This is a genomic window from Methylosinus sp. Sm6, assembly GCF_019802345.1.
In the GTDB taxonomy this organism is placed as follows: Bacteria; Pseudomonadota; Alphaproteobacteria; order Rhizobiales; family Beijerinckiaceae; genus Methylosinus.
In genome coordinates this window covers 79,683-101,192 of sequence record NZ_JAINDZ010000002.1, presented here as the reverse complement: position 1 = coordinate 101,192, position 21,510 = coordinate 79,683, and the positions used below count along the sequence as shown (strand labels likewise).

The following is a 21,510-nucleotide window of genomic DNA, read 5'->3' as shown; positions in this document are numbered from 1 at the left end:
GATGTCCGCGCCCCTCCAAGGCCTGCGCGTTATCGACTTCACCCGCGTTCTCGCCGGCCCCCATTGCACCAAGGCGCTACGCGACCTCGGCGCCGACGTCATCAAGATCGAGCCCCCGTCGGGCGACATCGGTCGCAAGGGCCTGCCGCACATCGGCGATATGGGCCTCTATTTCGTCCAGCAGAACGCCGGCAAACGTAACCTCAGCCTCGACCTCAATTGGAAAGAGGCGCGGGAGATCGTCACGGAGCTCTGCCGCCACGCCGACATCATCGTGGAGAATTTCCGCCCGGGCACGCTCGCGCGCTTCGGCCTCTCTTACGCAGAGGTGAGCGCCTATAATCCCCGTATCGTCTATGTGTCGATCAGCGGTTACGGCCAATCCACGTCCTGGCGCGGCCGGCCCGCCTTCGCGCCCACGGTGCAAGGCGAGACGGGCCATACTTCGATTGTCCACGCCCATTACGGCGCCGCTCTCAGCGCGCCGATGAACGACGCCGCGAGTCACGCCGACGTTTATACCGGGCTGCAGGGCGTGATCGCGGTGCTGGCCGCCCTCGAGCACCGGCACAAGACCGGGAAAGGCCAGCACGTCGACGTCTCGATGGCCGCCACCATGCTCTCGGTCAACGAGCGCGCCGGCGCTCTGCTGTCGGAGATCGACACCGAGGGCGAGCCGATCGCTCTTTCGGCCAATGAATCCCACATCTACGAGCTGCCCGGAGGCAAACGGCTGACGATCGCCGCCAGCCCGATCTACACGCCGATGTTCATGAGCTATTGCGGAATGATGCGGCGGACGGATCTGCTGGTCGATCCGCGCTTCGCCACGGCGCGGCTCCGGCGGACCAACCTCGCGGCCCTCCTCGCCGAGGTGCGGGCCTGGATCCTGACCTTCGAGGATCTGGCGCAGCTGCAGACCCAAGTGAGCGAAGCCGGCCTCGCCGTGGGCGAAGTCCGTTCGATCACCGAGTTCGCGAAGACGGACTGGGCCAGGGAATGGAACGCCATCGTCGCGGTCGACGACCGCAACGGCGGCACGACGCCGATGCCGGGCGCTCCCTGGATCTTCAGCGGCGCCGAGCTGCCGGCTCCGGGCGCGCCGGCCTTTCAGGGCGAGCACAACGCCGAGATCTGCGCGGAAGCCAAACTGGCGCCCGAGGCCATCCAAGGCTTGAAGGACCGACGCATCCTTTTGAGCCGCCGCAGCGTCACGGGCGATTTCGATTGAGGTCATCATGATCGCGATCAACCACACCCACGACCCGGCCGCACGCAGCTGGGTGGCCGGCGCCGACCAGCCCGACGGCGACTTCCCGATTCAGAATCTCCCTTTCGCGGTGTTTCGACGCGCGGGCGAGCCGCATCATTGGCGCGGCGGCGTCGCAATCGGCGATCACATCGTCGACCTGCATGCGCTCGGGGACGCCGCCTTGCTCGAGGGCGTCGCCGCCGTGGCCGCGCGCGCCTGCGTCTCGCCGTCCCTGAACGCCCTCTTCCGGCTCGGGCCCACCGCCTGGCGAGCTCTGCGCCACGGCCTGTTCGATCTCTTGAAGGAAGGCGCTCCGCCGGCCGGGCGCGACGCCGTGGCTGCGTGTCTGGTTCCGCGGGAGGACGCGATCTTCAAGGTCGCGGCGGACATCGGCGACTATACCGATTTCTATACTTCGCTGTTTCACGCGGACAACATCGGCCGGGCGATGGGCCTCGATCTCGTCACGCCGAATTTTCGCTGGATGCCGCTCGCCTACCACGGCCGAGCGTCGAGCATCGGCGTCAGCGGGCGTCCGGTCCGCCGTCCCCTGGGGCAGGCAAAGCCTCCGGGCGCGGTCGTCCCTCATCTCCAAGCATGCCGGAGGCTGGACTACGAGGCGGAGCTGGCGATCTACATCGGCCAGGGCAATGCGCCCGGCGAGCGGGTGCCGATCGACGAGGCCGAGGACAAGGTGTTCGGCATCGGCCTGCTCAATGATTGGTCGGCCCGGGACATACAGGTCTGGGAGCAGGCGCCGCTCGGACCGTTCCTGGCGAAGAACTTCGCGACCAGCGTGTCCCCGTGGATTGTCACCCTGGAGGCGCTGGCGCCGTTTCGCGCGGCGGCGTCGCGCTCGGAGGGCGATCCCCCGCTGCTGCCCTATCTCGACAGCAATCGGAACCGAACCTCCGGCGGCTTCGACATTGTCCTGGAAGTCCGCTTGGGCACGGCGCGTCAACGAGAGGTCGGCCGGTCGCCGCGGCGCGTGTCGGTCACCAGCTTTCGTCACCAATATTGGACGGTGGCGCAGATGATCGCCCACCATACGGTGAACGGCTGCAATTTGCAGATCGGCGATGTGATCGGCAGCGGCACGGTTTCCGGCCCCGGCGAAGGGGGGGCAGGGGCGCTGAGCGAGCTCAGCAAGGCCGGAAATGCTCCCGTGCCGCTGGGCGCCGGCGAGGAGCGCGCCTTCCTCGAAGACGGCGACGCCGTCATCTTGTCCGGCTATTGCGCGAAGGACGGTTTCGCTCGGATCGGCTTTGGCGACTGCGTCGGCGAGGTGCAGCCAGCGCCCGCATTGTAGACGCCGCTGGCGCCGGAGGCGCCACGCGGGCATTGCGATGATCGCGGGGCAAAGGCTCGGCGTCGGCAAGGGAGATGCGCGAATGGTCTCGATAACCACCAGGAGGCGGCCATGATCGATAGCTTCACCGTCGAGCATTATGAGCATGTCAGCCATCGCTCCTTCGAGGATGTCGTCGCCGCCTTCGAGGCCGAGCTCGGCAGCGTCGAGGACGACGCGATTCCAAGGGAGGTGGCCGCGGCGACGAGTCGCGCCGACTTCGAGACGCGCCTCAGGCGCTACGAGGGTCGAAGCGGTTTCATGCGCTTCTTGACCAATGATCACGGCGCCTGGATGGGGAGGATGGGCGCGGACGCGAAAATTCGTTCGTATGTCATCGGCAACCCTTTGGTCGCGCAGACCATGATCACACACGATCCCGGCGTCGGCCTCAACGTCCCGATAAGGGTCGTGATCTTCCAAACATCGACGGGGGAAGTTCGCCTGGCCTATGATCTGCCGTCATCTCTGATGAGCAGGCTCCGCAACGAAGACGTATCCGATGCGGCTCTCGCGCTCGACGCCAAGCTCCGCGCTTTGGCCGAGCTCGCCACAGGCGCTGTCGCGTGAGTCGACACGGAAGCAGTCTGCTTATGTTTCCCTGTCCAAACGGAGGATGACATGACCAATCTCGATGCAGCGACATCCGAGCGCGCGACGTTGGAAACCGCGCCCACACGTTACGTCGAAGGCGGCGGCATCCGCTTCGCCTATCGCCGACTCGGTCCTTCGACCGGAACGCCACTGGTCTTGTTGCAGCATTTCTCGGGCAACATCGACGCATGGGATCCCGCCGTCGTGAACGCCCTGGCGTCGGATCGTCCGGTGATCGCATTCGACAACGCCGGCGTCGGCCGTTCCACGGGCAAGACACCGGACAATGTCGCGGCCATGGCCCACGACGCCGTGACATTCCTCGACCTTCTCGGCTTCTCGAAAGTCGATCTGCTGGGATACTCGCTCGGCGGCTGCGTCGCTCAGCAGATCGCGGCCGAACACGGCTCCCTCGTCCGGAAGCTGATCCTCGTCGGCACAGCGCCACAAGGCGGCGAAGAGCATTTGCTGGCGGTTCTCGAGGAGGCGTTCTCCCATACCGAAGCGCCGGATCCGCGGCTGCCGCTGTTCTTTACTCGATCGGCGGCCAGCCAAGCCGCTGGCAGGGCTTTTCTCGATCGAGTCTACGCCCGGAAGGAAGATCGGGACAGCGATAACGGCAGCGCCGTAACCGATCCACAGGCGAAGGCGCTGATCACCTGGTGCGCAACGACAGATCCCGGGCACGCGCTCCTACGAGCGATCGAGCAGCCCAGTCTGGTGGTGAGCGGCAGCCATGACACCATGCTGCCAGCGGGCAACGCTTATGCGATGTTCAAAGCGATGAGCAATGCTGAGCTCATTCTATATCCCGACTCCGGCCATGGAGCACTCTTCCAGCACCACTCGCTGTTCGTGAGCCAAGCGCGAGCATTTCTGGACGCCTAGACTAGGAGCGTAATGAAGGTGGGCGATACGGAGCCCCGATAAAATTGGGACGCGCGACGCCGAATAGCTGTGACCGTTGTCGTGTCGCTCTCAAGTCGGCTCTGCTTCACTCTCGGTGCAAGCCGCGATTTTGCTCCCGCGCCTTCGATCTGGGCGAGAGTTGGCCGGCTTTCCGAGGGGCGGTTCGAAAGACGACGTTCTCGACGCACAGACAAAAGCCGACGCACTCGATTCCTTTCACGACGGCCTCGCCGGCTTCTTCGACCAATCAATCGATGACGCCATTTTCGGCAAGTCCTCGCCGATGGCTCTTACCGACAACCCCTTATCGGCCTATACAGAAACTCGGCGGGCTTCCCCCTTGCTGGCGCTTGGTTTCCTCGAATTTTACATCGACGACGTTCTCTCTGCTCAATTCGCTGACGGCGATACTGGAGGTTGCAATAGTCAACATCACAATCCGAATCTGGACGACGGCTTGAAGCGCCGCTTGCGTGTGTGAGCGGCCGAACACAGCCACTCTGCGGGAGAAAAAGCGCAAGAAATCCGGCGGGAGGCCGTCAGCGGGGTGAGCGCACCGAAAAATGTCGGGCGATTCACACCCGCTTTGGCTATCGGCGGCGTGGAGTTGGAGCTTCCTGCACACGGCCAATGCATGAACCGCCGACATTCTCGTGAACGATGCCGTCACCGCGCTCGCACCAATACGGTCTCCGAGCCAAAGCAGCCGAAACCCGCGCCCGGCGGTTTTGATCCGAGTGCATAGATTCTGCTTGGAGCAACCGAGAGTTCAGGCATTCTAAGCAGAAACGGCCCCGAAGGGCCGTTGCTAACTATCAGATTTTCATTGTGAGTTTTGGAGCGGGCGAAGGGATTCGAACCCTCGACCCCAACCTTGGCAAAGAGAGACTGGCGCTCCTACTTTTTTGTGCTGCAATGTCGCATCGCTTCTCATGAACATCGAGCCCGGATTTCACGCCGCCATCCCATTCTTTCGGGTATGCAATTGCTCGGGTTTGAGGTGCGTATATCGACGAAGCATCTTCCAATCTCGATGGCCGGTGACCAGGGCCACCTGCTCGATCGAAAAGCCCGCCTCGAAAAGGCGACTTGCACCTTCATGCCGTAAATCGTGAAAATGTAGGTCGGAAATCTTGAGGGCGCGACATGTCCGACGAAACGCGGTCCCCACCGATCGACTATTGTATGGAAAAATTCGACCCTTGCTGCTTTTCGAGGCTCCCTTCTGCTCGTTAACGAGCGCGCATGCGTCATAGCCACTCACGTCGAGAAGAGGAATCTTCTGATTGTTTCCCGACTTCCGACGCGGGTCTTTCCGATCTCTGACGATCAGCATCTTATGGTCGGGATCGAAGTCATCCCAAGCGACGCGGCAAATTTCATCGAGCCGCATCGCAGTCGCGATCGCGAAGCGTACAATCCGTCCCAACGGAATTGTCAGCTGCGGAGTCAAATCGGATCGCGCGATGATGCGATCAATCTCGTCCTGCGTCGGCCGACGATCACGCTCGTTTCCCTTCCCGACCAATCCCAAACGGTTCAGCGCAATGCGTGCGAGGTCGGTCGGCTCCGTTGAAAGCTGAATGCCGTGAACCGCCGCCGCATGCGACAAAATCGTCTTGATGTAGCCGAGGTCGATGCCGAGCGTGACGGGACCGGCTCCTTCCTTCGCTCTATCTCGACCGAATTGAATGAGCCGCTCTCGATCCAGCTCCGAAATCTTCAATCGGCCAAGGCGACGCTCGAGAAAGTCGAGGCTCGCGGCCTTAGACCGGCCGATCCGTTTTCCGACTTCCGCGAGATCGTCCCTATGGAGCCGGACGAGATCGCCGAATGTTCGCGCCTCCTTGCGCGCGCGCTTCGACGGCGACTCGCCACGGTCGATCCGGCGCTCTATGTCGAGCGCCCACTCCTCGGCGTCGCGCCTGCGGAGAAACGTCTCGTTGACGTATTTCCCCTTGCGCCGAACTTGAGCGCGCCAGGAGCCGGATTTGAGCCTCGTGAAGGTCGCCATTTCGTGTGCGCTCTGTGTGCACTGAGAAGTCGAAAAGGAGCGAAAAGTGTCGTATCGAGGCGTGCGGGAGAGTGCGCACGACCCGACCTGGGGCCTCGAGAGCAAAATGAAATCGCTTACAAATCAAGACATTAGATTCTCTACCGCGCCCATGATGGACTGGACCGATCGTCATTGTCGGTTCTTCCATCGGCTGATGTCGCGACGCGCGCGGCTCTATACGGAGATGCTCACCACCGGCGCCGTGATCTTCGGCGATCGCGAGCGGCTGCTCGGCTTCGATCCTGCCGAGCGGCCGCTCGCGCTGCAGCTCGGCGGCGCCGATCCGGGCGAGCTGGCGAAGGCCGCGCGCATCGCCGAACCCTTCGGCTATGACGAGATCAATCTCAATGTCGGCTGCCCATCGGATCGCGTGCGGAACGGCGCCTTCGGCGCCTGCCTGATGCTGCGGCCCGATCTCGTCGGCGATTGCGTGAAGGCGATGAAGGACGCCGTCGCGCTCCCGGTCACCGTCAAATGCCGCATCGGCGTCGATGATCAGGAGCCGAGAGCGGCGCTGTTCGCGCTCGCCGAGCGCGTCGTCGCTGCGGGCGGCGACGCGCTGATCGTGCATGCGCGCAAGGCCTGGCTCGCGGGACTGTCGCCCAAGGAGAATCGCGACGTCCCGCCGCTCGACTATGCGCTCGTGCATGAGCTGAAGCGCGCGTTTCCCTCTGTTCCGATCGCGATCAATGGCGGGATTGAGACGATCGAGCAGATGCGCGCGCAGCTCGAGCATGTCGATGGCGTGATGATCGGCCGCGCCGCCTATCACAATCCCGAGCTTCTGCTCGAGGTCGATCCGTCGCTGTTCGGCGAGGCGGCGCCGCTCGCGGACGGCTTCGCGGCGGTGGAGGCCTTCATTCCCTATATCGAGGCGCAGCTGCGGCGCGGCGAGCGGCTCTCGTCGATGACGCGGCATATGCTCGGCCTCTTCGCCGGCAAGCCCGGCGCCCGCGCCTTTCGCCGCCGCCTCGCCGGCGAGGCCGTGCGCCCCGGCGCCGGGGTCGAGGTTCTGCTGTCCGCGACAGACGAGGTGAGCCGAGCCATGGCGCGAATGGCCGAGGCGGCGAGCGCGTGACGGCGAGGCGCTACGGAGCGCTCAAACTATCGGCGCCGCGAAAATCATCGCCGACAAAGAGCAAGCGGGCCCCGCTGCTTCGCCGCCTCATAGGCGAAGCAATCGCCGAAGTTCAGCGCCGCGGGATGAACGCCCTTGCTCCATTGCTCATAGGCGAGCGCGGCGCGCCGCGCCGAGGCCTTTGTCACGGACGCGATCTCGAAGCCGAGACCGTCGATCAGCCGGACCATTTCCGCGCCGACGTTGCGGCGCGCCGCGACGATCAGAGCCTCGGCGACAGTCGCGGCGGAGATCGCGAGCTCATCTTCGTCGGACAGCACGGCGATGCAGGCGTCCGCTTCCGGCTCATCGAGCACGACCGCCATCAGCGCCGACGTATCGACGACGATCATTTCGGCAGGCCGTCGTCGCCATAGAGAAAGTCTTGGCTTCGTGACGCGCTCGGCCCTGCGGCCGCCTTCGCAGCGGCGGAAGCTCTGACCGACTCGAGCAAAGCGCGGCGGGACGTCCTGTCGGGCGAGATCTCGACCGGAACCAGACGCACGGCGGCATGGTCATGGCGCGTCAAGATGACTTCGTCTCCCGCCTCCGCCCGCCGGACCAATTCCGTCAATTGCCCTTTCGCTTCCGTCATGGAAACGCGCATGGCCCGCTCCATCTTGATTTTGGCCCATATCAATGAGCCGCGAAGGCCAGCAGCGCCGCGACCTCGGCCATCTGCTGCGCGGCGCCGAGCACATCGCCGGTGAGGCCGCCGATCTGGCGCTCGGCCAGCTTCGCCGTGGCGTAGGCCGCTCCCACCGCGGCGCCGCCCGCGAGCAGCAGGCCGGCGAGCGGCGTTCCCGCCCCCAGCGGCAGCAGGGCCAGGGCGAGGGCGAGCAGCGCCGCGGTCCGAAGCGCCTGCTCGAACGGCCGCAGGGCGGCATGGCCGGCGCCGTCGCCACGGGCGGGCGCCAGCATCATGATCGGCGCGAGCCCCGTCGTGCGCGACAGCGCCGCCGTGAAGACGAGAACCGCCGCGGCCTGGGCGACGGAGCGCTCGGCTACGGACGAGAGCGCGCCGACGCGCAGCATCAGCGACAGCGTCAGGCCGATCGCGCCATAGGAGCCGAGCCGGCTGTCGCGCATGATCTCGAGCTTCTCCTCGCGCGTCGCGCCGCCGCCGAATCCGTCGAAAAGATCGGCGAGCCCGTCCTCATGCAGCGCCCCGGTGACGAGGATGAGCGCGCCGACGGCGAGCGCCGCCGCCAGAAACGGCGACAGGCCGAGCGCGCGCGCCGCGAGCAGAGCCGCGGCCGCGCAGGCGCCGATGACCGCGCCGGCGAGCGGCAGCGCCCGCACCGCGGTGCGGAAGTCCGGCATCTCATGCCCGCGCGGCGCCGGAACCGGCAGGCGGGAGTAGAAGCGGAGACAGGCGAACAGATCGTCTCGAAATGTGCGTTGCATGACGTCCGTCATGCAGCCGAATCCGCGATTTGTCGAGCGGTCCGCTCTTGCTCGTGATAGCCTGCGGGGCCCGACGGCGGCGGCGGAATCCTGCGAGGGAACATGTGCGTTCGCGCACATCGGCCGGGGCCGGCGGCGGCTACGACCGTGTTCGTCTCTCGAAACGCTCAGGGAAGATCGCCATGGGTCCCTCGCTCCTCGTCGTCGGCGTCGCCGCCATCGCTCTGCTGATTCTGGATCAGAGCCTCGGGCTCGGCCTGCCGCTCGGCCTCCTGCGCAGCCCGGTGTTCTGGTTCGCTTATGTCGCCGCGCTCGCGCTCGCGACCATGGTGCGCTTCGTGCGCCAGCAGACCGTGCTCGTCATCGAGCGGCTCGGCCGCTACAACCGCACGCTCGGCGCCGGCGTCAATTTCGTCTGGCCGATCGTCGAGCGCGCCGCCTATACATTCGATCTGCGCGAGCAGGTGATCGACGTGCCGGAGCAGGACGCCATCACCAAGGACAACACCACGGTGACGATCGACGGCGTGCTCTATTACAAGATCGTCAACGCCAGGGACGCGGCTTATGGCGCGCAGGACATCAGCCGCGCCATCATCAATCTGGCGCAGACCAGCATGCGCTCGGCGATCGGCTCCATGGAGCTCGACAAGACCTTCGAGAACCGCAGCGAGATCAACGAGCGCGTCGTGCGCGCGGTGTCGGACGCGGCGCAGCTCTGGGGCGCGCATGTGACGCGCTACGAGATCAAGGACATCGCCATGCCCGAATCGCTGCGCCAGTCGATGGAGCGGCAGATGAAGGCGGAGCGCGACAAGCGCGCCACAGTGCTCGAATCGGAGGGCGTCAAGCAATCCGAGATCAATCGCGCCGAAGGCGAGAAGCAGGCGGCGATCCTGCGCGCCGAGGGGCAGGCGCGGGCGATCGAGCTCGTTCGCCACCAGATCACCGAGGACGGCGGCGACAAGGCCGTGCAGCTCGAAGTGGCGAAATTCGCCATCGAGCAATATGGACGGCTCGCCAAGACCGGCAATTCGCTGGTGCTGATGGGGGAGGGGTCCGATCCGGCCGGCTGGGTGGCCAAGGCCATGGCCGTGCTGAAGACGGTGAACGCCTCCGGCGCCGCCGCGCCCAAGAGCGCGCAGCCTTGGCAAAAGAGCGAGTGAGGCCAGAGGCAATCCGCGCCCGACCCCTGGACCGCGAGCCTTCAGGCTCGCACCACCCGCAACCCGCATGAGGCCCGCGATGGAGCTGCTCTACGATCCCGCCAATCTCGCCCTCGTCGTCGGCCTCGCGCTGCTCGCGCTCGACATTGCGGTGATCGGACTGTCGCCGCTGATGTTCTTCGCGCTCGGCGCGCTCGCGGCCAGCGCGCTGCTCTATCTCACCGGCTTTCGTCCGTCGCTGATCGAGACGGCGGCGCTCGCCGCGGCGCTCGGCCTCGCAATCGCGCTCATCGGCAAGAAGCCATTGCAGCGCTTTCAGAACGCCGATGTCGAGGAGGATCAGAGCAGCGATCTCATCGGCCGCGAGCTGACGACCACGCATGAGGTGACGAAATCGGGCGGAACGGTGCATTGGTCCGGCGTCGACTGGCGCGCGCGCCTCGCCGCCGACGCGCCTGCCGACCGCCTCGCGCCGGGCGTGCGGGCGCGGGTGACGGAGATCGAGAACCTCGTGCTGGTGCTGACGCCGGTTTCGGAGAAGCGGAGCTGAGCATGGCGAGCGACCCCGCGCTGGATTGCCCCCGGAGCGGCGGAGCCGATGCGCGCGCGGGAATCGCTATGAGAGCCGCGCGCGTCATCTCGACAATCGTCCGTCGTCATCGATCAATTTCAGCCGAGACGGAAGCGCGTCTCCCCATGACCAGAGCACGAGATTGAGATCGTCCTCGCTCGTCCCGGGAGCAAAACTCCGAACCAAGAGGCCTCGGTATTCGCCAGCGATCAGACGGCGGGCGAAGCTCTGTGTTCGCGCTTCGCCGTTTGTTCTCATTTCATCGCGCCACGTCGGAGCGGCGAGCGCGGCGGCGTCGACGCCTTCGCTCGCAAGGGCCTTTGCATCCCGGCCGTCGAAAACCCGCTCGACCTCTGCGTCATACGACACGAGCGTGATCGGCTGAAGATTGCCGGCCTGATTGGCTTCACGGATGGCTGTCATCACGGACAGGCAGCAATAGAGCGCGGGAACGCCCTTGGGATTGAAGCGGCCGCCGTAGAGCGCTGCGACTCGACCCGACATCGGCGCGCGCGCGTAGACGGGGTTGAGCGCTCTAAAGAGCTTGCCCCTATACGAGATCGCCACGATCAGGCGTGCACGCCCGCGTCGACGGCGTCGATGTATTCGAGCACCTCGTCCGCCCGGCCGTTTTTGACGAGCTGCATGGCGGTGTGACCGGAAAAACCGGAGAGCGGCTCCGAACGGTACCAGGCGTAAGCCAGAAGAGCCGACCCGAAGCGCGGCTCGACCTTGTTGAGGACCTCGACCATCTCGCGCAAGCGCCGCTGCGTCTTATCCGAGCGCAGCCGGCTGGCGCGTTGAACCGCGTCCTTGCCCAGCCCGGCCGTTCGTGCAATTTCCTCGCTCGTCGTGCGAAGAATGTCCGCAATCTTGCGTGGCGCGAAAATCCCGTCGTCTGCATATTGAGCCAAGCCCATCGTGCCGCCTCCGCCGTGATTTGTGACGCAATATAGCGTCACATTGAGAGATATTCAAATCGGGCGTCTGCCCAATGGCGCTTAGGGCGACGGAATTCTTCCGGCCGCGGCGGAAAAGCGCGCGGCGCCGTCGCGCAGACAGCCTCGGCAATAATGGCGCAGCTCAGCCGGTGCGGGCCGCCCACGCCCAACCTGGGGCGCGGGCGCAACGCTTCGTGTCAGTCCAGCGTCTTGCCGCCGGCTTCCTTGCAAGCCTCGGCCGATTCCGTGTGGATCCAGCCCTTGCCCTTGCAGGCGTTCATGCCTTTGCAGGCGTTCTTGGGGCTGTGGCAGTCGCCCTTGCCCTTGCAGGCGTTGGCGCCGAGACATTGCACCCGGCCGGGGGTTGCGGCATGGGCCGTGGTCGCCACGGCGCCGGCGAGGGCGAGCGAGACGGCCGCCATGGCCAGGGCCGAACCGTTGCGAGTTTTTTCGTGCATTGTTTCCTCCCGAGGCGCCTGTTCCGCCGGCGGCGGGGGCGGCGAGTTATTTGACGCGCTTCGCCGCGCCGGGCAAGAGCAAAGGCGTCGCAGAGCAAAGGCGTCGCAGGCGCGCCGCCGCTCGCATTGCCTCCCGCCTTGCGGCGCCCTAAGAGAACCTTCCGCCTTTTTCGCCGCCAACGCCCGCGCCATGCGAGACGCCGCCTTGCCGAACACCGACACCGAGACGCTGGAGGACTTGCGCGCCGAGATCGACCGGATCGATCGCGACATGCACGAGCTTTTGATGCGGCGTGGCGAGATCATCGATCGGCTGATCGCCGTGAAGGGCCGGAACGGCGCCTCCGCCTTTCGCCCCGACCGCGAGGCGCAGATGATGCGCGCGCTGGTCTCGCGCCATTGCGGCCTGCTGCCGGTCGACACGGTGGAGGGCGTCTGGCGCATCATCGTCTCGACCTTCACTTATATGCAGGCCGAATACAGCGTCCACGCCGATGATTCCGGCGGCGACGCCGCCATGCGCGACAGCGCCCGCTTCCACTTCGGCTTCACCGTGCCTTATGTGACGCATCACGGCGCCGGCGCGGTCGTCGCGGCCGTGGCGGCGTCCAAAGGCGATCTCGGCATGGTACGCTGCTCCGGCGCGCAGGAAGAGGGCGCCTGGTGGACCCGGCTCGCCGGCGAGGACGCGCCCAAGGTCATCGCGCGCCTGCCCTTCGTCGAGCGGCCCAATCATCCGGCCGGCCTGCCGGTGCTGATCGTCGCCAGGCCGCTCGCCGAGGCGGCCTCGCAGGACATCGTCCTGCACGCCGTCTCGCTGCCGAAATGGAGTCATGCGGCGCCGGGCGCGATCGGCGCGCTCGCCGGGGAGATTCTCTCCGCCGCGCCGCACGCCGGCGGATTATCGCTGCTCGTCGCCGCGCCCGGGCGCGTTGCGAGCGCGCAATTCGTCGAGGAATTGCAGCGCGCCGGCGCCGGCCGCGCCGAGGCCGCGCCGGTCGGCAGCCATGCGGCGCGTTTCGAGCTGGACCAGGCGCGCGGCGGCGTTTTCGCCCCGAGGAGCTGATGATGACGAAACCTGTGGTGCGGCCGAGCGTTCTGGCGATCGATCCTTACGTCCCCGGCAAGAGCGCGGCGCCCGGCGCGGCGCGCGTGTTCAAGCTCTCGGCCAATGAGACGCCGCTCGGGCCCTCGCCCCAGGCGGTCGAGGCGCTGCGTGCGCTCGCGCCGGAGATCGCCGCCTATCCGGACGGCGCGGCGACGCGGCTGCGGCAGGCGATCGGCAAGGCCCATGGGCTCGATCCCGACCGCATCGTCTGCGGCGCCGGCTCGGACAACATTCTCGCTCTGCTCGCGCTCGCCTTCCTCGGGGCCGGCGACGAGGCGATCTATACCGAGCACGGCTTCCTCGCCTATCGCATCGTCATTCTCTCGGCGGGCGGCGTTCCGGTCATCGCGCCGGAGACGAATTATCGAACCAGCGTCGACGCCATTCTCGCAAAGGTGACGGAGCGCACGCGAATCGTGTTCCTCGCCAATCCGAACAATCCGACCGGGACCTATCTGCCGAAATCGGAGATCGAGCGGCTCGCCGACGCGCTGCCTCCGCATGTGCTGCTGGTCGTCGACGCGGCCTATGCGGAATATGTGCGGCGCGAGGATTATTCGCCGGCGCTCGAGCTCGCCGCCACGCGCGAGAATGTGGCGGTGACGCGCACCTTCTCGAAAATCTACGGGCTCGCGGGGCTGAGGCTCGGCTGGGGCTATGGCCCGGCGCAGGTCGTCGATGCGATCAATCGCGTGCGCGATCCCTTCAATGTGAGCAGCGCGGCGATCGCGGCGGGAATCGCGGCGGTCGCGGACGAGGCGCATCTTTCCGCGGCGATGGCGCATAATGATCGCTGGCTGCCGTGGCTGACGCGCGAGATCGAGGCGCTCGGGCTCGAGGTTCTGCCGAGCGTCGCCAATTTCATCGCCATCCGCTTTCCGGAGGAAGCCGGCCGCGCGGCGGCGGACGCCGATCGCTTCCTCACCGCGCGCGGGCTCGTGCTGCGCGCCATCGGCGCTTATGGCATGTCGCAGTTCCTGCGGCTGACGATCGGCTCCGAGGAGGCCAATCGCCTCGTCGTCGCAGCGCTCGGCGAGTTCGTCGCCTCCTGGCGCGCGGCGCCGCGAGCCGCGCATGGCTGAGGAGGGCGCCTCCGCGCCGATCTTCGACAGCGTCGCGCTGATCGGCCTCGGCCTCATCGGCTCCTCGATCGCGCGCGCCATTCGCGCCTATGGCGCGGCGCGGCGCATCGTCGCTTTCGATGCGTCCGGCGCGGTGCGCGCGCGGGTGCGCGAGCTCGGCATAGCGGATGATATGGTGGAGGAAGTCGCCGAGGCGGCGCGCGCCGATCTCGTGATCCTCTGCGTGCCGGTCGGCGTCTGCGGCGAAGTGGCGAGCGCGCTGGCGCCGCATCTTTCGCGCGGCGCCATTCTCTCCGACGTCGGCTCGGTGAAAGCCGCGGTGGTCGCGCAGGTCGCGCCGCATATGCCGGCGGGCGTGCATTTCATTCCCGCCCATCCGATCGCCGGCACCGAATATTCCGGACCGGACGCCGGCTTTGCGAGCCTGTTTCAGAATCGCTGGTGCATTCTCACGCCGCCGCCGCGGGTCGATCCGGCCGCCGTCGCAAAGCTCGCGGCCTTCTGGACCAGGCTCGGCGCCAATGTCGAGACGATGAGCGCCGCCCATCATGATCTGGTGCTGGCGGTGACGAGCCATCTGCCGCATCTCATCGCCTACAACATCGTCGGCACGGCGGCGGATCTCGAGGAGGTCACGCAGTCGGAGGTGATCAAATTCTCGGCCAGCGGCTTTCGCGATTTCACCCGCATCGCCGCCTCCGATCCGACCATGTGGCGCGACATCTTCCTCAACAACAAAGAGGCCGTGCTGGAGATGCTCGGCCGCTTCGACGAGGATCTGACGGCGCTGCGGCGCATGATCCGCAGCGGCGACGGCGACGGCCTGTTCGCCTTGTTCACGCGCACGCGCGCCATTCGCCGCAGCATCGTGGCGCAGGGCCAGGACACGGCGGCGCCGGATTTCGGACGCGCCGCCGCGACAAGCGATCCGACGCCGCCGCGCTGAGATCCGTCTCGCTTTTTTTCTGTAATTTTCCCAGCGCGCGCGAACGCCGCAGGTGGCGTATCAATGCGCGCTCTCGAAGTCGCGTCGTTTTCGCCAGGTATTTCGGCGTTGAGCCGACAGCTTTCGTCGACAGAGGCCGCAGATATGCGCCATTACTTATTGCTGCTCGTCGATCTCGCATTGATTGTCGCCGCCACAGGCGCCGCCCTGGTCATCAGGGATAATTTCGAATTTTCTCCCGAGCGGGCGGCGAGCGTCGCCCCTTATCTGCTCTGCACCCTCGCCTCCGCGGCGGTGATCCTGCCCGCTTTCGGCGCGCATCGCGCCGTATGGGGCTTCACCACCATGTCCGATTGCCTGCGCATCGTCGCCGCGACGGTGGCGACCATCATCAGCGCCGTGACGCTCGGCTTCGTGTTCAACCGCATGGACGGAGTGGCTCGCGCCCTTCCGCTGCTGCAAGGGCTGCTCACGCTCGTGTTCCTCGTCGGCGCGCGCGTGTCGACATGGCTGTGGCGCCGCTCCAGCGATTCGTCCGGACGCGCTCCGGCGCTGCTCGCCGCGAGCTGCCGCACGGTGCTCGTCGTCGGCGTCGGCGAGGCGGGCGGGCTCTATGCTCGGGCGGTCTCCAGCCATGCGCCCGATCGACTGCGGATCGCCGGATTTCTCGATGACGACCGCCATGTCGGGCGCTCCGTTCACGGCCATCCGGTACTCGGCGCGCCGGAGCGCGTCGGCGAGCTCCTGCGCGATCTCGAGCTGCATGGAGTCTTCGTCGACAAGATCGTCGTGGCGGCGGAGTTCGAGGCGCTGTCGGCTGCGGCGCAGCGCGCTCTGCTCGACATAGAGGCGTCGAGCGACGTCATGCTCGAATTTCTGCTCGAGCGTCTCGGCCTCGGCGATAAAGGGGGCGGGGTGACGAGAGCGGCGCCCTTCTCCGTCGATCCCGAGACGATCGAGCAGGCGGTTTCGCGTCGCTATTGGCGCGTGAAGCGCGGGCTGGACGTTATCCTCGCCGTCGCTTTGCTCGGCGCGCTGGCGCCGCTCCTGCTGGTCGCCGTGGCGGTGAGCGTGATCGATGTCGGCTGGCCGCCGACCTTCTGGCAGCAGCGGCCGGGGCGGTTCGGTCGGCCGTTCAAGCTCTACAAGATGCGCACCATGCGGGCGGCGCATGACGCCGATGGCCGTCGTGTCCCGGACGAGCTGCGGACGTCCTGGCTCGGCCGCCTGTCACGCCGGCTGCGGCTCGACGAGCTGCCGCAGCTCTTCAATATTCTGGCCGGCGACATGTCGTTCGTCGGCCCGCGGCCGCTGCTGCCGGTCGATCAGCCGCGCGGATGCGTGGCGCGGCTCATGGCACCTCCGGGCCTGACGGGATGGGCGCAGGTCAAGGGCGGCCGCGCGATCTCGGCCGCCGACAAGGCGGCGCTCGACATCTGGTATCTGCGCAACGCCTCGCTCGCGCTCGACATCGAGATCGTTCTGCTCACCATCACGCTGGTCGTCTTCGGCGAGCGCGTCGACCCCGTCGCAATCCGCAAGGCCCGGCGCGACCTGCGCCAGGCGAGCCCGCGTCATTCCCTGGATCCGGCCGAGCTCGCCGCCGCGTCGCGCTTTCTTGCGGCGACGACGGAGGAAGCGGCGTGAAACGCGAATGGCGGATGAAGCGAGTAGCGAATAGCGAATAGAGCTTACTTTCTCACCATTCGCTACTTCACTTGCTCGCTATTCGCTATTCGCTATTCGCTATTCGGACTCCGCTCCCTCTCCCGCGAAGCGGGGAAGGGTTGGGGTGGGGGCCTTGATGGGCTTCGAGAGCGAGCCTGAAGGCTCGCGGTCCAGGGGCCACGCTTGGACTGCGAGCCTTCAGGCTCGCCTTTCCCCCTGCCAAATCGGCTGAATCACGCCACTAGAGCGCTTTCCGCTCGAATGGGCACATTCGCACGACAAGAGTTGCTCCGGGTCGGCGCCGCGCGAAAAGCCGCAGGAGCGCCCTGGCGAAAGCGCTTGCTGCGGCCGAAAAATGCGGCCCATCGGCATATGAATTGCTTGCGCTGGGGCATGACTGTGGACGCCGTGCAATCGACCAAGACCGCATTCGACATCATCGGGGGCCAGGAGGCTGTGGATCGTCTCGTCGAGACCTTCTACCGCAACATGGACGTGCTGCCGCAGGCGCAGACCATCCGCGCCATGCACGCCGAGGACCTCGGCCCGACCAAGACGGTTCTGAAGCTTTATCTGGCCGAGTGGCTGGGGGGGCCGAAGGCCTATTCGGAGCAGCGGGGCCATCCGCGATTGCGCATGCGACACATGGGCTTCGCGATCGGCCCCGCCGAGCGCGACGCGTGGATGGCCTGCATGACTGGCGCGCTCGAAGAGGTGGTCGATGATGTGAGACTGCGTGACGCACTGAAGCAGAACTTCGCCAAACTGGCGGATTGGCTACGTAACGATCCGGATAACCGACATGACAAGCATCACTGAAACGGCGTTCTCGACTTTGGAAGAGCAGAAGCGGCTGCTGAGCCCGGTGCACAAGGGACCGACCGACAAGGCCGGCCGATTCGGCTTTCGCGGCATGCTGGCATTGAAATTCCCTCAGAAGGTCGCCGACGAGGCGCGTCCGCCGGAGCTTTGCGCCGATCAGGTGATCGCGATCGCCGAAGCCGGCAAGCCGACCTTTGATTTCATCGCTCTGTGGCTCCTCTCCTTCGAGCATCTCGGCACCGTCCACGAGGTGCTCAAGGAGAAGCTCAGCCCGACCGGAAAATATTTCATCTTCGCCAACAACATCGATCTGCTCAGCAAATTCGAGGTGGAGATCGACAGCGTCCACTATTACGTGCTGCCGATCGACGAATCGACCGTCTACAACGAGCTGCTCGAGCTGTTCTACATCGAGAAGAACGATCTCAAAAAGCTGTCGACCGCCGGCAAGATCGACGCGGTGGCCAATGCGGGACTCGCCTTCGACGGCAAATTCGAGAAGATCACCTTCGAGAAGGGCCTCGAGGTCATGGGCCCGGTGCGCAATCGCAACGAGAATCGCCCGGTCTGACGCGTTTTCGTTCAAATCGCGACAAACAGAGGCAATCCAGAGCCCCGGCTCCGGATTGCATTTTTATTCGGATCGCCGCTTCGCCGAGAGGGGAAGCCGGCTCAGGCTTCGTCGAGCCGCGTTTGCGCGCAGGCGCGCACGAGTTCATCCTCGTCCTCGAGGAAAGCGCTCAGCATATTTTTCGGGCAGCGCTCGGCGACGGTGAAGCGGACGCGCAAATCTTCATCATGCGCCAGCGCATGGAGCCGCTCGTCCGGCAGTCGCTCGGCGACGACGAGGCGCACCATCGGCTCGGGATCCGTCACCAGAAGATGCAGCCGATCCGGCGGGATGCGACGCGCGACCCAGCGGCGCACCTCCGGATCCTCGTCATGAGCGGCAACGGCCAGAAGCTCCGGCTGTAGCCGTCGCACGACATGGATGCGCACCAAATAATCAGCATCCGCATACATTGCGAGCAATGCGGCCCCTTCGAGCCGGTTGGCCACGGCGATGCGCACGCGCGGCTCCGGGTCCTTCGCCAGCGGCGCGATGCGCGCGGCCGGCAGGCGCGAGCAGACGACGGCGCGCACCTCCGGCTCCGGATCGTTCACGAGCGGCGTCAAACGCATCACGCTCGCAAAGCGGGCCGCGCGCGCGCGCACCTCGAAATAGGCATGATCGAGATAGGAGTCGGCGAGCTCCGGATGCGCCCGGAAGAACAGATCGACGCGCCGTGCACGCCGGTCGCGAACACAGGACGCGCCTTTCCGGCACAAGCCCTCACGATTGAGCGCCACATGAGAGCACTCACGGCATCGGATCGGGCGCCCTCGCCAATCCAGTGGGTCGTCGCTGATGGGTTCGGGCTCTGCGGCCATTGTCGCGCCGTCTGTTGCAACTCGTCAAAATTTCTTTACCGGAATTTCGTGCTTCTGCAAGGCGTAGCCGATCTGCCGCGGCGTGAGGCCGAGCAGGCGCGCCGCTTTCGCCTTCACCCATCCGGCCTGTTCCATCGCCTCGATGAGCTTTTCGCGATCGGAACGCTGGTCGGCCTCGACGGCGCTACAGTTCTCCGCGCCGGGACAGGCGCCTCCGGGCGACGCAGCAGCGATGACGGGCGGGAGCTCCTCCACCGGGCGAGCTGGGGGACGCGCCGGAACTGCAGGCGGCTGGACCGGCCGCGAGACGATCGGCAGCGGCGTGAAGCTCGGCGGATGCAGCCCGGCGCCGGCGCCCTCGCGCGAACCGTTCCACAACACCGAAGAGAGGCAGCCGTCGTTCCGGCAGGAGAAGTCGCGATCGACGATCGCCTCGCCCCGCGCCAGCGTCGCCGTGCGATAGACGCAGTTCTCCAACTCGCGGATATTGCCGGGGAAGTTGCACTCCGAGAGCACTTCCATCGCCGAGTCCGAAAGCGTCAGATGAACATTCTGCTCCGCATTGAAGCGGCGCAGGAACTCCTTGGCGAGCGGCGCCAGATCGCCTTTGCGCTCGCGCAGCGGCGGCAGGAAGATCGGCACGACGCTGATCCGGTAATAGAGATCGGCGCGGAACTCGCCCTTCTGCACCGCCTCCTCGAGATTGCGGTTGGTGGCGCAGACGAAGCGCACGTCCACCTTCATCGTGCGGGCGCCGCCGACGCGCTCGAACTCGCCTTCCTGCAAGACGCGCAGCAGCTTGGCCTGAAAGGCCGGCGTGATGTCGCCGATTTCGTCGAGGAACAGAGTGCCGCCGTCGGCGAGCTCGAACCGCCCCTTGCGAAGGCCCGCCGCGCCGGTGAAGGCGCCGCGCTCATGGCCGAACAGCTCCGATTCCAGCACGCTCTCGGGCAGAGCCGCGCAGTTCAGCTTCACGAAGGGCTTGCCGTGGCGCGGCGAGAGATTGTGAATGGCCGCCGCGAACAATTCCTTGCCGGTGCCCGACTCGCCGCGCAGCAGCACCGTCGACTTGGCTTTGGCGACAATGCGGATTTTTTCCACCACCGCCCGCACCGCCGGGCTCTCGCCGACGATGCCCTTGATGTTGTCGTAGCGCGCCGCCTCGCCGTGCGAGGGCCGATCGGCCTTCTCCAGCCTCGCCTTTTCCTGCATCAGGCGCTCGCGGTCACGGGCGATCAGCTTGTGCAGCCGCAGCGTCTGGCCCACCATATTGGCGACCATTGTCAGAAAACGGACGTCATGGTCGAACCGCACCGAGGAGCGGTTGCCGTAGACGCGGTCGACGGTCAAAGTCCCGACCACCTGCTCGCCGTCCTTGATCGGCACGCCGATCAGCGAAAAGGGCTGGCCGTCGGTCGGTCCCCATTCGGAGAGGTCCGAGCCTTCGAACAGGGGCGAAGCGGCGACATTCTCGACCACGAGAGGCATTTTGGTCGCGACGATCTGGCCGACCGCCCGCTCCGGCAGATGCTCGAAGAATTTTTTGGCGTTGCCCTCGCTCCAGCCGGAGCCGACGACGATCTCGGGATCGCCCTGCGCGTCGAGCAGGGCGATCAGCCCGTGCCGCATGTCGAGAAAGCTCGACAGCAGCGCCAGCACTCCGGCGAGCGTGCGCTCCAGCCGGCTCGGCGAGGCGAGGAGCTTCGAGATTTCATAGATTCCGACAAGAGCCGATTCGCTCGGATCGAACGATCGAGCTTGAGCCGTGTTCATGCTGGTTCCAGCTTCGTATCCCATCGACTAGCCTCGAGAGGTGCGCGGGAATCGATAAGTCAGTCTGGAAAGGTTAGCAACTAATGTGCCGTTGATGTGACAAACTCTGCGACGCGCGACCAAGCGCCGCGCCCCGTCATCGTGGCGACATCAGGCGACTCCTTGCGCCAATTCGTAGATGACCGTCCAACCGACCGCGCCGCACGGATCGACGGCTTTCAAAATCGCCAGATTATCCAAGGCCTTGTCTTTTCTGCCCCGTTTGAGCTCGATAAAGCTCAACGCCTTCAGAGTGTACAGCGCGAAGCGTTCCGCCGAGCCCGGCGCCGTTTCTTTTAGCGGCCATTCGCGTGGGTCGATCGACCAGCCGGCCTGCCGCGTGGCCTCCTCGAGGCCGAGATTGGCCATGTCCCATGCCACCTCGAGATTCCCGTTATAAGTATGAATCTTATAGAGGCAGTAATAGGCTGGCAGCTCGTGCGGCGACAGCTCCAGCGCCTCGCGGAACAGCTGATCGGCCCGCTCCGGATCGCGCCGATAGGCGGCGACGCCTTTCTGCAGGAGCTCGTTCACCGCCGGCGACAGCTCGCCGAAGTCGATGATGTCGGATTCGCGCGTGAGATCATTCATGCGCCGCATTAGGCAAATGCCGCGCCATTCCTCCGATCCTTTGCTTCCGCGCGGCGCGGCGCTCCCACTCGCCGCGCGATCCGCGCTGGCGCGGCGAAGTGTCGCGTTCGCGACAGCTGGAAAGCCCCTTTCCGACAAGTGTCGGCATTTGGACAGATTCCAAACAAAGCGGTTTCGTCTCGCAGTATCAAGCAATTAACCGACGGCGCCGCTATGGCATGCTTGTTGCGA

The 21,510-nt window shown here is 65.8% G+C and carries 23 protein-coding genes and 1 pseudogene; 14 read left to right on the top strand and 10 right to left on the bottom strand.

The features are described 5' to 3' along the window. Position 1 precedes the first annotated feature (1 nt). The 5 genes from K3F48_RS02320 to K3F48_RS24125 all read left to right on the top strand — a co-directional run bounded on the left by K3F48_RS02320 (position 2) and on the right by K3F48_RS24125 (position 4,584). Positions 2 to 1,231, top strand: coding sequence for a CaiB/BaiF CoA-transferase family protein (locus K3F48_RS02320; protein ID WP_222573791.1), 1,230 nt, complete (start codon positions 2 to 4; stop codon positions 1,229 to 1,231). A gap of 7 nt (positions 1,232 to 1,238) precedes the next feature. Then, positions 1,239 to 2,561: a fumarylacetoacetase gene (gene fahA, locus K3F48_RS02315; RefSeq protein WP_222573790.1), complete on the top strand. Its 1,323-nt coding sequence runs from the start codon at positions 1,239 to 1,241 to the stop codon at positions 2,559 to 2,561. 111 nt (positions 2,562 to 2,672) lie between these two features. Continuing rightward, a complete protein-coding gene (locus K3F48_RS02310; RefSeq protein WP_222573789.1) occupies positions 2,673 to 3,170 on the top strand; it encodes a DUF302 domain-containing protein in 498 nt (165 codons plus the stop codon). 51 nt (positions 3,171 to 3,221) lie between these two features. Then, positions 3,222 to 4,082, top strand: coding sequence for an alpha/beta fold hydrolase (locus tag K3F48_RS02305; RefSeq protein ID WP_222573788.1), 861 nt, complete (start codon positions 3,222 to 3,224; stop codon positions 4,080 to 4,082). A gap of 160 nt (positions 4,083 to 4,242) precedes the next feature. Then, positions 4,243 to 4,584 (top strand): hypothetical protein, encoded by a 342-nt coding sequence (locus K3F48_RS24125; protein ID WP_255608029.1) that lies wholly within the window; start codon positions 4,243 to 4,245, stop codon positions 4,582 to 4,584. A gap of 471 nt (positions 4,585 to 5,055) precedes the next feature. Here the strand turns inward: K3F48_RS24125 and K3F48_RS02295 are convergent, their stop codons facing one another. Beyond that, a complete protein-coding gene (locus tag K3F48_RS02295; RefSeq protein ID WP_222573787.1) occupies positions 5,056 to 6,117 on the bottom strand; it encodes a site-specific integrase in 1,062 nt (353 codons plus the stop codon). A 106-nt stretch (positions 6,118 to 6,223) separates the two neighbouring features. Between K3F48_RS02295 and dusA the strand changes: the two genes are divergently transcribed. Beyond that, positions 6,224 to 7,237, top strand: coding sequence for a tRNA dihydrouridine(20/20a) synthase DusA (gene dusA, locus K3F48_RS02290; RefSeq protein WP_222573786.1), 1,014 nt, complete (start codon positions 6,224 to 6,226; stop codon positions 7,235 to 7,237). 10 nt (positions 7,238 to 7,247) lie between these two features. Here the strand turns inward: dusA and K3F48_RS02285 are convergent. The 3 genes and pseudogenes from K3F48_RS02285 to cobS form a co-directional block, all read right to left on the bottom strand. Next, positions 7,248 to 7,629: pseudogene (locus K3F48_RS02285) on the bottom strand (type II toxin-antitoxin system VapC family toxin). Next, complete coding sequence (locus K3F48_RS02280; protein WP_222573785.1) at positions 7,626 to 7,883, bottom strand: type II toxin-antitoxin system Phd/YefM family antitoxin; 258 nt, start codon at positions 7,881 to 7,883, stop codon at positions 7,626 to 7,628. Before K3F48_RS02280 ends, K3F48_RS02285 begins: the two are co-directional and overlap by 4 nt. Before the next feature lie 29 nt (positions 7,884 to 7,912). Beyond that, the gene (cobS, locus tag K3F48_RS02275) at positions 7,913 to 8,695 is read right to left on the bottom strand and encodes an adenosylcobinamide-GDP ribazoletransferase (protein ID WP_255608028.1); all 783 of its coding nucleotides are present in this window, start codon (positions 8,693 to 8,695) and stop codon (positions 7,913 to 7,915) included. A gap of 170 nt (positions 8,696 to 8,865) precedes the next feature. On the opposite strand from cobS, the gene K3F48_RS02270 reads away from it, so the two are divergent. Next, positions 8,866 to 9,849 (top strand): SPFH domain-containing protein, encoded by a 984-nt coding sequence (locus K3F48_RS02270; protein ID WP_222573784.1) that lies wholly within the window; start codon positions 8,866 to 8,868, stop codon positions 9,847 to 9,849. 79 nt (positions 9,850 to 9,928) lie between these two features. Further along, positions 9,929 to 10,399, top strand: a complete 471-nt coding sequence (locus tag K3F48_RS02265; protein WP_222573783.1) for an NfeD family protein — start codon at positions 9,929 to 9,931, stop codon at positions 10,397 to 10,399. 84 nt (positions 10,400 to 10,483) lie between these two features. Here the strand turns inward: K3F48_RS02265 and K3F48_RS02260 are convergent, their stop codons facing one another. From K3F48_RS02260 to K3F48_RS02250, 3 genes are all read right to left on the bottom strand, one after another. Next, positions 10,484 to 10,981: an RES domain-containing protein gene (locus K3F48_RS02260; RefSeq protein WP_222573880.1), complete on the bottom strand. Its 498-nt coding sequence runs from the start codon at positions 10,979 to 10,981 to the stop codon at positions 10,484 to 10,486. Between the two features lie 8 nt (positions 10,982 to 10,989). Then, a complete protein-coding gene (locus K3F48_RS02255) occupies positions 10,990 to 11,340 on the bottom strand; it encodes an antitoxin Xre/MbcA/ParS toxin-binding domain-containing protein (protein WP_222573782.1) in 351 nt (116 codons plus the stop codon). A 218-nt stretch (positions 11,341 to 11,558) separates the two neighbouring features. Continuing rightward, positions 11,559 to 11,819: a hypothetical protein gene (locus K3F48_RS02250; protein WP_222573781.1), complete on the bottom strand. Its 261-nt coding sequence runs from the start codon at positions 11,817 to 11,819 to the stop codon at positions 11,559 to 11,561. Between the two features lie 190 nt (positions 11,820 to 12,009). Between K3F48_RS02250 and K3F48_RS02245 the strand changes: the two genes are divergently transcribed. From K3F48_RS02245 to K3F48_RS02220, 6 genes are all read left to right on the top strand, one after another. Continuing rightward, positions 12,010 to 12,885 carry a chorismate mutase gene (locus tag K3F48_RS02245; protein WP_222573780.1) on the top strand — a complete coding sequence of 292 codons (876 nt, stop codon included), beginning with the start codon at positions 12,010 to 12,012 and terminating at the stop codon, positions 12,883 to 12,885. 2 nt (positions 12,886 to 12,887) lie between these two features. Further along, complete coding sequence (gene hisC / locus K3F48_RS02240; RefSeq protein WP_222573879.1) at positions 12,888 to 14,009, top strand: histidinol-phosphate transaminase; 1,122 nt, start codon at positions 12,888 to 12,890, stop codon at positions 14,007 to 14,009. Beyond that, positions 14,002 to 14,955, top strand: a complete 954-nt coding sequence (locus tag K3F48_RS02235) for a prephenate/arogenate dehydrogenase family protein (RefSeq protein WP_222573779.1) — start codon at positions 14,002 to 14,004, stop codon at positions 14,953 to 14,955. The genes hisC and K3F48_RS02235 overlap by 8 nt, the downstream gene beginning before the upstream one ends. A gap of 144 nt (positions 14,956 to 15,099) precedes the next feature. Beyond that, positions 15,100 to 16,602, top strand: coding sequence for a sugar transferase (locus K3F48_RS02230; RefSeq protein ID WP_222573778.1), 1,503 nt, complete (start codon positions 15,100 to 15,102; stop codon positions 16,600 to 16,602). 414 nt (positions 16,603 to 17,016) lie between these two features. Beyond that, positions 17,017 to 17,442, top strand: a complete 426-nt coding sequence (locus K3F48_RS02225; RefSeq protein ID WP_222573878.1) for a group II truncated hemoglobin — start codon at positions 17,017 to 17,019, stop codon at positions 17,440 to 17,442. Then, positions 17,426 to 18,016, top strand: coding sequence for a hypothetical protein (locus tag K3F48_RS02220; protein WP_222573777.1), 591 nt, complete (start codon positions 17,426 to 17,428; stop codon positions 18,014 to 18,016). The genes K3F48_RS02225 and K3F48_RS02220 overlap by 17 nt, the downstream gene beginning before the upstream one ends. A 101-nt stretch (positions 18,017 to 18,117) precedes the next feature. On the opposite strand, the gene K3F48_RS02215 is transcribed toward K3F48_RS02220, so the two are convergent. From K3F48_RS02215 to K3F48_RS02205, 3 genes are all read right to left on the bottom strand, one after another. Continuing rightward, complete coding sequence (locus K3F48_RS02215) at positions 18,118 to 18,876, bottom strand: 4Fe4S-binding leucine-rich repeat protein (RefSeq protein WP_222573776.1); 759 nt, start codon at positions 18,874 to 18,876, stop codon at positions 18,118 to 18,120. Between the two features lie 24 nt (positions 18,877 to 18,900). Further along, positions 18,901 to 20,673: a nif-specific transcriptional activator NifA gene (gene nifA, locus K3F48_RS02210; protein ID WP_222573775.1), complete on the bottom strand. Its 1,773-nt coding sequence runs from the start codon at positions 20,671 to 20,673 to the stop codon at positions 18,901 to 18,903. A 126-nt stretch (positions 20,674 to 20,799) separates the two neighbouring features. Continuing rightward, positions 20,800 to 21,279, bottom strand: coding sequence for a hypothetical protein (locus K3F48_RS02205; protein WP_222573774.1), 480 nt, complete (start codon positions 21,277 to 21,279; stop codon positions 20,800 to 20,802). Positions 21,280 to 21,510 lie beyond the last annotated feature (231 nt).

Coding starts and splice junctions, on each gene's coding strand:
- K3F48_RS02250 (WP_222573781.1), bottom strand. CDS start 11,819: ATGCACGAAAAAACTCGCAACGGTTCGGCCCTGGCCATGGCGGCCGTC.
- K3F48_RS02230 (WP_222573778.1), top strand. CDS start 15,100: ATGCGCCATTACTTATTGCTGCTCGTCGATCTCGCATTGATTGTCGCC.
- K3F48_RS02320 (WP_222573791.1), top strand. CDS start 2: ATGTCCGCGCCCCTCCAAGGCCTGCGCGTTATCGACTTCACCCGCGTT.
- K3F48_RS02310 (WP_222573789.1), top strand. CDS start 2,673: ATGATCGATAGCTTCACCGTCGAGCATTATGAGCATGTCAGCCATCGC.
- K3F48_RS02205 (WP_222573774.1), bottom strand. CDS start 21,279: ATGAATGATCTCACGCGCGAATCCGACATCATCGACTTCGGCGAGCTG.
- K3F48_RS02265 (WP_222573783.1), top strand. CDS start 9,929: ATGGAGCTGCTCTACGATCCCGCCAATCTCGCCCTCGTCGTCGGCCTC.
- K3F48_RS02220 (WP_222573777.1), top strand. CDS start 17,426: ATGACAAGCATCACTGAAACGGCGTTCTCGACTTTGGAAGAGCAGAAG.
- K3F48_RS02255 (WP_222573782.1), bottom strand. CDS start 11,340: ATGGGCTTGGCTCAATATGCAGACGACGGGATTTTCGCGCCACGCAAG.
- dusA (WP_222573786.1), top strand. CDS start 6,224: ATGAAATCGCTTACAAATCAAGACATTAGATTCTCTACCGCGCCCATG.
- K3F48_RS02305 (WP_222573788.1), top strand. CDS start 3,222: ATGACCAATCTCGATGCAGCGACATCCGAGCGCGCGACGTTGGAAACC.
- K3F48_RS02215 (WP_222573776.1), bottom strand. CDS start 18,876: ATGGCCGCAGAGCCCGAACCCATCAGCGACGACCCACTGGATTGGCGA.
- fahA (WP_222573790.1), top strand. CDS start 1,239: ATGATCGCGATCAACCACACCCACGACCCGGCCGCACGCAGCTGGGTG.
- K3F48_RS02235 (WP_222573779.1), top strand. CDS start 14,002: ATGGCTGAGGAGGGCGCCTCCGCGCCGATCTTCGACAGCGTCGCGCTG.
- K3F48_RS02295 (WP_222573787.1), bottom strand. CDS start 6,117: ATGGCGACCTTCACGAGGCTCAAATCCGGCTCCTGGCGCGCTCAAGTT.
- cobS (WP_255608028.1), bottom strand. CDS start 8,695: ATGACGGACGTCATGCAACGCACATTTCGAGACGATCTGTTCGCCTGT.
- hisC (WP_222573879.1), top strand. CDS start 12,888: ATGACGAAACCTGTGGTGCGGCCGAGCGTTCTGGCGATCGATCCTTAC.
- K3F48_RS02270 (WP_222573784.1), top strand. CDS start 8,866: ATGGGTCCCTCGCTCCTCGTCGTCGGCGTCGCCGCCATCGCTCTGCTG.
- K3F48_RS02280 (WP_222573785.1), bottom strand. CDS start 7,883: ATGCGCGTTTCCATGACGGAAGCGAAAGGGCAATTGACGGAATTGGTC.
- nifA (WP_222573775.1), bottom strand. CDS start 20,673: ATGGGATACGAAGCTGGAACCAGCATGAACACGGCTCAAGCTCGATCG.
- K3F48_RS02245 (WP_222573780.1), top strand. CDS start 12,010: ATGCGAGACGCCGCCTTGCCGAACACCGACACCGAGACGCTGGAGGAC.
- K3F48_RS02225 (WP_222573878.1), top strand. CDS start 17,017: ATGACTGTGGACGCCGTGCAATCGACCAAGACCGCATTCGACATCATC.